This is a genomic window from Candidatus Neomarinimicrobiota bacterium (genome assembly GCA_041862535.1).
Taxonomy (GTDB): domain Bacteria; phylum Fidelibacterota; class Marinisomatia; order SCGC-AAA003-L08; family TS1B11.
Window position 1 is genome coordinate 1 of the sequence record JBGVTM010000273.1, and the last position, 7,039, is coordinate 7,039.

General features: G+C 53.4%; 5 protein-coding genes. 2 read left to right on the plus strand and 3 right to left on the minus strand.

From position 1 onward, the window contains the following. A partial coding sequence (locus ACETWG_10140) for an FAD-binding oxidoreductase (protein MFB0516943.1) occupies nt 1–577 on the minus strand: 577 nt, incomplete at its 3' end. Continuing rightward, nucleotides 574–1,614, minus strand: a complete 1,041-nt coding sequence (locus ACETWG_10145) for a 4Fe-4S dicluster domain-containing protein (protein ID MFB0516944.1) — start codon at nt 1,612–1,614, stop codon at nt 574–576. The genes ACETWG_10140 and ACETWG_10145, both read right to left, overlap by 4 nt. An 807-nt stretch (nt 1,615–2,421) precedes the next feature. On the opposite strand from ACETWG_10145, the gene ACETWG_10150 reads away from it, so the two are divergent. Next, a complete protein-coding gene (locus ACETWG_10150; GenBank protein MFB0516945.1) occupies nt 2,422–3,894 on the plus strand; it encodes a transglutaminase family protein in 1,473 nt (490 codons plus the stop codon). A 93-nt stretch (nt 3,895–3,987) separates the two neighbouring features. On the opposite strand, the gene ACETWG_10155 is transcribed toward ACETWG_10150, so the two are convergent. Continuing rightward, on the minus strand, nt 3,988–4,902 hold the full coding sequence (locus ACETWG_10155; GenBank protein MFB0516946.1) for an exopolyphosphatase: 915 nt from the start codon (nt 4,900–4,902) through the stop codon (nt 3,988–3,990). A gap of 331 nt (nt 4,903–5,233) precedes the next feature. On the opposite strand from ACETWG_10155, the gene ACETWG_10160 reads away from it, so the two are divergent. Continuing rightward, nucleotides 5,234–7,039 (plus strand): protease (locus ACETWG_10160; GenBank protein MFB0516947.1); only part of this gene is annotated, 1,806 nt, incomplete at its 3' end.

Here is a 7,039-nt window from a genome sequence, read left to right on the forward strand (position 1 = left end):
TGCGGTTCCACTCCTCATACTGGTAGTTGAAGAGCAGCAGCTTCGGCTCCCTGGTCCCGTAGAGGATGTGCACCGCGTTGAAATTCGACCGGTTTTCGATCACACTGAAGATCGGTGCCCGGAGCGCGGCCAGACCTAACCCCCCCGCAATCAGGAGGATGTTAGATCCGCGCATTTTTTCTATCGGGAAATAGGTGCCGAAAGGGCCGCGAATGCCGATATGGACGCCCCGCCGGGCCTTGTGCAGAATGGTGGTGACCCGGCCCGCCTTGCGAATACACAGCTCGATGAAGCCCTTGTGGGAAGGTGAACTGGATATGGATATGGGGATCTCGCCGTAGCCGGGAACTTCCACCATGACGAACTGGCCGGGGCGAAAGGTGAACCGCTCCCTGGTAGCATCATCCAGGATTCTCACCTGGAAAAGCTTCTCCATTTCAGTCAGGCGGATGATGTTTATGATCTCGCTCTTGAAAGTCTGATCTACGTGCTTCAGGCGGCTCCGGCGGTTGAAATCCAGAGGCTGCATGATATCAGCCTCTCGCGTGATGTCAAACGGATGTAGCAGTTCGGTCATACTTGATCCTCGGTTTGCAGGTCACGAATAATGTCCGGGGGATTAATTCCGGCCAGGCAGACGCGTCCGCAGCGGTTACACCCCACGCATAAGGGTTCCTCGTAGGTTTCCACGAATCCCCGGTGCTGGTGATAATAGCGGTATTTCAGCCGGGTTTCCCGATCCGCCCTGAAGTTATGCCCGCCGGCAACGGCGGCAAAGTCGATCAGGTTACAGGAATAGAGCTGTTTGACTTTGGCTCCTTCCCTGCCATTCATGGAGACCCGCTCTGTGACGCCATAGCAGTAGCAGGTGGGACAGACCATGGCGCAGCTGCCACAGCTCAGGCACTTCCGGCCCCACTTCTCCCAGACAGCCGACTCAAACTCAATGTCCATAAGATTTGGCAGGTTGTGCATATTCAGGGGCACAAACTTGCTCGCGATCCGCTGGCGCACTTCCAGGTAATCCCTAGTATCCTGTTCAATAGTGTCTTTAGCAGCGACCCGCATAAGGATATTGAAGCCCTGATCCGAATTGATGGCTACGAAGTAACGGTCGCCAAGATCGGTGAGATACAGATCAAAGCCATGGGTCACCACGTCCGCCCCCACCGACTGGCAGAAGCCCCCTTCGCAGGGATTATGATCGATCCCGACAATGAAGGTATTCTTCCGCCGGGAGATGTAATACGGGCTGGGAAAGCGGTCACCAGCAAGCACCTTATCCAGCTTGAGCAGAGCGTTGATGTCGCAGGCATGCAGTCCCAGGAGAACCCTCGGCTGGAGCCGATAGTGTATTTCCTGGGTCCAGTCGTCGTCTTCGTAACGGCAGGTAGACAGATTCTCACAGAAGGGCAGAAAGTAAGTCTTGGCTGAATATTCAGTCGTCTCATAATCAAGGTCAATCTCTTCGAATTTCTGGACCGGCAGATAATGGTGGATGGGTTTCCCCTCCACATTTACACTGATTTGCTTGGGAGCGATGACCTCGGTATCGGCAAGCAGAAGCTCGACGAGATTCCTGAATTCTTTCTTGCTCAAAGTCTTGAACAGCATCTGTGAACCCTTTCCAGTGGCATTCTAGTCTGCTTTGGACATTGGTGTGGTACCGGGTAATAAGATTTCATTGACGCTGAGAAAATTTCTGCGGACCGCCCAGAAATTAGTACCGGATAATCTCCAGGGCCACCGCAGCCTGAGATAGTACTGATCTCGTCGAGGAAGATGGTTACCCGATGACCGCGGATAATGTCATAGGCCATCGCCCAAGCTGACGCCAATAAGACTGTGGCTCGCAAACGTGTGAGCAGCTTATAGGTTCCCGCTATCAGGTTGAGTCTAATGAGGAGTTTAACGCTGATCAGCTTGAACTGCAGGGGATAATCACCGGTTCTGTATCTATAGCGCCTGTGCCGCTCTTAAGCCTGCGCTAATCATTTTAATCACGTATCCACCAGTTCCGCTGTAGGTTTATCATTCGCTGTAAAAGATTCCGGTAAGCCCCTGGCCCCAAGGCAGTGCAGATGTCGTTGACGTACCATTGGCCTTCCTTAATAGGCCTGGCGAATCAATCGTATGGATGCCTTCCTTAAGGACCTTTCCGATTCTCCCATCTGACTTCTGAACGAATCCTGAATCTGAAGCCCGCTCCTGCGTTGGAATCTCGATCAGGGCCAGATGATAAACGTACTCACTCTTTCAACTATCTCGCGGCTTGCTCCTGACGGCCGTCCATTGCAGTGGCGGTACAGGTTGCTCAGATTGCACGGTCAATAGGCGAATCGATATGTAAATTGCCCCGTAAGAACCTTACGTATATTCCGGCTGAACCGATATCAGGAAGAACAATCAGGGAGGTGAATCATGAGACGATCAGCCATCCGTCCCTTATGCAAAATAAAGGTTAATATCACCATCGCTTTGCTGGGGGTGATCGCTATGGCTTGTTCCAGCCAACTACGTCAGGATCATATGGTCCTGATTGAGCAGGGGGAATTCAGCCGCGCACGCGCCGTCATTCAAGATCGGCTGCAAAATGATCCCGACCTCACCCCGCTCCTGAGGTTGGAGCTCCAATTCGAAATCGAGCGCCTGGACCGCATCGAGCAGGATTTTACCGTAACCGAAGAGGAGGTTACCTCTTACATCAAAACCGTGATTCCCGACGTGACTGCGGCTGACCTGCAGCGTTGGGAAGAGTCCAAAGCACTGGAATACATGATTATCGACGATGAGAAACGCTATTTTGCCCGTGCTGGCCGTAATCTTTTCCGGATCGATCATGACGCCAAAGCCCAGTGGGAAGCAAAACACAAGGATGAGCAGACGACCACTGCCACAGCTGCCAAGCTGGAGTTGGACAAGCATGATCTGAAGGTTATCGGGGCCGCCATTAGCACCGGGCAACGTTATGTTGAACCTGTACGCCTGCGAATCAAGCAAGCGGTAACTGTCGCTGAGAATGCTAACACGGCGGGTGAAATCATCCGTTGCTGGATCCCCTTTCCTCGTGAAATCCCGGGGCGGCAAGATAATATCCGCCTTATCGCCACCGAGCCCGAACAACATCTCGTCGCCGATAATAACACCCATCTCCAACGAACGGTTTATTTCGAAAAGTCCGCCCAGACCGACACGAAAACGCGATTTGAGGTGCAGTACGAATATACTTCCCATGGTACCTATGTCCTCATCGACCTATCCCGGGTGCTGCCGGTGGATATAATCCCGGAGTTGGCCCCCTACATCCAGGAGGAACCGCCCCACATTGTCTTCACTGCGGAGCTGAAGAAACTGTCCCGGGAAATCGTGGGCAAAGAAACGAATCCTTATCTGATTGCCCGCAAGTTGTTTGCATGGGTGGATACCAATATTCCCTGGGCTTCAGCGCGCGAATATTCCACCATCCGGAATATCAGCGCTTACTGCTATGAGAATATGCACGGGGACTGCGGCATCCAGACCCTTCTATTCATCACCCTGTGCCGGATGAATGCTATTCCCGCTCGCTGGCAATCGGGCTGGGAGTTCAAGCCACCGGACGACAGCATGCATGACTGGGGCATGATCTATTTCGCGCCTTACGGTTGGTTACCCATGGATGTCACCTACGGAATCCGCAAGACCGAGGATGACCGCTTGAAATGGTTTTATGTGAGCGGCATGGACAGCTACCGGCTGATTTTCAACGATGCCTATTCACAAGCCTTCTATCCGGCAAAAATCCACCCCCGCTCGGAGACGGTAGATTCGCAACGCGGCGAGGTTGAGTGGCGCGGCGGAAACCTTTACTTTGACCAGTGGGACTGGGAATTTGAATGGCAGGTGCTGGACTAGCAGCTTTCAATCATTCAGCAACCAGAAAAGCCCCGGGTGGACACCCGGGGCTTTTCTAATTACCAGTGCTGAGCACCGGGTTCCCGCTACCGGTCACTCTTTGCAGGTAGCGATAATTTCCGTGAGAATCCGGTCGCTTTCTTCAATCGACGGCTGACAGGTCGCCGCCCCCCGGTGGCCACCGCCGCCATACTTCTTACACAGCTCCCCACTGTCGACAGTGGAGGTTCGATTGAAGATGGAATGAGCGACGGCGATCGAATTAAACTCGCCCTTTTTCCCATCGGCGATCCGTACCGAAATGTTGCCCTTCTCCAGGCCCGGCAAGGTATAGATCAGGAAGCGATTCGCCGGTGGTATGGATTTCCCGCGCACATCCGTGACGATCACATTTCCATCCAGCCTGGAATTGGCCAGGTAGAATTCGGCGGCAACCGTCTGCATGTCGTTGTACCGCTGAGTCCTTTCCCGGGTATCAGGCAGGGCCAGAATTTCATCAATCGAGTGCTTCGTAAGCAGCTCCGGCAGTTGCGAACCCCATTGAAAATTGCTGATGCGAAAATCACGGCTTAATCCCAGACCGGTACGAGGATCAAGCAAAAAACCTAGCAAAATGGCTCCGGTTGGATTTTTAACCTGCTCTAGCGTCAGGTCGGCACTATCCAGGCGATCAGTCTCATACACAATCTGTTCGAAAGTTTTCAATTCGGGATGTTCAGGTAGGAAGTACTTATAAACCAGGCCTGCGGTACTGGGCGCTATTTCTATGGCGCCTTTGAAATCAGCGGGGAAATCTTTCCGCTCCAGCTCGCTGGAGTGGTGATCAAACCACATATGGCAACTGGGATGGTAAGGCAGGTTGCATAGGATATCCTGATCGGTAACGTCCACTTTCCGGTCCTGCATATTCTTGGGATGGGCCTGGAGTGAGTCGTCACACAGCCCAATATACATCAGCATGGCCGCACACACGGTGCCGTCCAGATCTCCACGATAAACGACTCGCATGCTTGCCTCCTACAATTCGGGTTATTCAGCAAAACAATAATGATAAAATTTAATATATATGTCTTTTACTAACAGCTGGAAATCGGATTAGTAGTACCTTTCCCGACCCGGATAGATTATCACCACCCAAAGGCCCGCTGTTCTATTTGTCGCTGGCCGGACCGTTTGTCCCAACCAGCAAGCCTGCTCCGGATTGCTGAACGCCCTTTGGATCGACCCAACATATCGCTTATTTTTTATACTAAATATCTATAAGCTTTTAAAGTTTATCAGTCCCATTGAGGAGTAGAAAGCAACCATATCCAAACAGTTATAAGTAGATGAGGCTCCCATGAAAAGACCATTTGCCCTGTTGGCACTGTTGATAGTTCTTCCGCTGGTTTCGTCATATGCGGATGGCGAGGCCCGCCTGCTGCGCTTTCCCGCTATCCATGGCAATCAGATCGTGTTCACCTATGCCGGCGATCTCTACACGGTAGCCGCCGATGGCGGCGTGGCCCGCAAACTGACCAATCATGAAGGCTTCGAAATGTTTGCCCGCTTTTCACCCGACGGCAAGCAGCTTGCCTTCACCGGGCAATACGACGGCAACACCGAGGTCTATCTCATGCCAGCGGAAGGCGGCATCCCCAGGCGGCTCACCTACACCGCCACCCTCAGCCGTGACGACGTCTCCGACCGCATGGGTCCCAACAACATTGTCATCGGTTGGAAAAACAGCGGCAAGGAGATCATCTTCCGCTCAAGGAAAAAGGATTGGAACAGTTTTAACGGCCAGTTGTATACTGTCTCTATTGACGGTGGACTGCCCGAACAGCTGCCCCTGCCCCGCGGCGGCTTCGCATCCTATTCCCCCGATGACCGGAAACTGGCCTACAACCGGATTTTCCGTGAGTTCCGGACCTGGAAGCGCTATCGCGGCGGCATGGCCGATGAGGTCTGGAGCTACGATTTTCAATCCCGGCAGCTTGAAAACATCACCGCGAACGAGGCCCAGGACATCATCCCCATGTGGGCCGGAAATAAGATCTATTTCCTGTCTGACCGGGACGAAAACAAACGTATGAACCTCTACGTCTACAATACCCAGACCGCTGAGACAAAACAGATCACCGCCTTCACCGAGTTTGATATCAAGTTCCCCTCCCTAGGCGAGAAGGCCATCGTATTTGAATACAGCGGCTACATCTACCGGCTCGAGCTGGCCACAGACGAATACAAACAGGTGCCCATCAAGATAGCGGAGGACATGCTGGGGGGACGAAACGGCATCCGGGATATAAGCGAGGAGGTATCCAATTACGAGATTTCGCCTGATGGCAAGCGCGCCCTCTTCGGTGCCCGCGGGGATGTGTTCACCGTTCCGGCCAAGCACGGCAACACCCGCAATCTGACCGCCACCCCCGGCACCCACGAGCGGAATTCCAAGTGGTCTCCCGACGGTAAGTGGATTGCCTACCTCTCCGACGCCAGCGGTGAAAACGAGCTCTATATCGTTGCCCAGGAAGGCAAGGATGAACCGCAGCGGATAACGACCGGCGCGGATACCTATTATTATCAGATGTATTGGTCACCCGACAGCAAAAAACTCGTCTGGGCCGATAAGAAGCTCCGTCTCCGGTACGTCGACGTTGATAAAAAGAGCATCACGGAAGTGGCCGCGGCGGAGGCCTGGGAATTCAACCACTACGCCTGGTCACCCGACAGCAAATGGATCGCCTACGCCAGGCCGGAAAAGGACGTTATGAGCAAGGTCTACCTCCACTCACTGGCAAATGACAGGACCTACGAGGTAACCGAAGGCTGGTACGAGTCCTACGCGCCAGCATTCAGCAGCGACGGCAAGTACCTGTATTTCGTCTCCAACCGCGATTTCAGCCCCATCTACAGCGCCACCGAGTGGGATCACGCCTACCGGGACATGGCCAAGATTTACCTCGTCCCCCTGACCAAGGATATCGAATCGCCCTTTAAGCCTAAGAGCGACGAAGTGGCCATTAACGGCGAGGAATCGAAAGCGAAGAAAGACGAGAAAGAGGCTGAGGAAGTCAAAGTTCAGGTCGACCCGGAAGGACTGAAGGACCGGATTATCGCCCTGCCGATCAAGGCCTCCAATTACTCCAGCCTGGCTTCGGTA

Coding starts and splice junctions, on each gene's coding strand:
- ACETWG_10150 (MFB0516945.1), top strand. CDS start 2,422: ATGAGACGATCAGCCATCCGTCCCTTATGCAAAATAAAGGTTAATATC.
- ACETWG_10145 (MFB0516944.1), bottom strand. CDS start 1,614: ATGCTGTTCAAGACTTTGAGCAAGAAAGAATTCAGGAATCTCGTCGAG.
- ACETWG_10155 (MFB0516946.1), bottom strand. CDS start 4,902: ATGCGAGTCGTTTATCGTGGAGATCTGGACGGCACCGTGTGTGCGGCC.